Below are 821 nucleotides of genomic sequence, written 5' to 3'. Positions count from 1 at the left end.
GCGGGTGGCGCTCGAGCCACTCGCGAACCTTGGGGTGCTTGTGAGCGGCGTAATTGTCGAGGATCACATGGATCGCCTTGCCGGCGAGCACGCGCGCTTCGATCAGATTGAGAAAGCGGATGAATTCCTGGTGGCGGTGCCGCTGCATGTTGCGACCGATCACGGTCCCGTCGAGGATGTTGAGCGCGGCAAAGAGCGTAGTGGTGCCGTTGCGCTTATAATCATGGGTCATGGTGCCGGCTCGCCCCTTTTTCAGCGGCAGGCCGGGCTGGGATCGGTCGAGGGCCTGGATCTGGCTCTTCTCGTCGAACGACAGGACGATCGCGTGGGCGGGTGGCGCGACATAAAGGCCCACGACATCGCGAAGCTTGTCGATGAACTCGGGATCATTGGACAGCTTGAACTGCCGAACGCGGTGAGGCTGGAGGCCGTGAGCGCGCCAGATCCGGTGAACCGAACTGGCGCTGATGTCGGCTTCACGGGCCATCAGCGAGGCTGTCCAATGGGTCGTCTCACCCGGCGGCGCCTCATGCGTCCGGCTCGCTACCCATGCGACAACCTCCGCAGTTAAGGCAGGGATGCGCGACGGACGGGTCTTGTCGCGGAGCAGCCCCTCCACCCCTTCCTGCATGAACCGCTCCTGCCAGCGCCACACGCATGTCTTCGATGTGGCCGTCCGGCGCATGATCTCGCTGGTGCCAATCCCCTCGGCGCTCAAAAGCACGATCTCGGCGCGCCAGACGTGCTTTTGGGGCGCGTTACGATCCTTGCAGATCCGCTCGAGACGCTCTCGGTCCGCCGACGCAAGGTCGATGACTATA

At 63.6% G+C, this 821-nt stretch carries 1 protein-coding gene; it reads right to left on the bottom strand.

Annotation, left to right across the window (positions count from 1 at the left end):
• Positions 1 to 820 (bottom strand): IS630 family transposase (locus tag QN347_RS19320; protein WP_323494339.1); only part of this gene is annotated, 820 nt, incomplete at its 3' end.
• Position 821 lies beyond the last annotated feature (1 nt).

The organism is Sphingomonas sp. 10B4 (genome assembly GCF_035019905.1).
Lineage (GTDB): Bacteria > Pseudomonadota > Alphaproteobacteria > Sphingomonadales > Sphingomonadaceae > Sphingomonas > Sphingomonas glacialis.
Note: the sequence above shows the minus strand (reverse complement) of the source record. Positions and strands in the feature narration are given on the sequence as shown.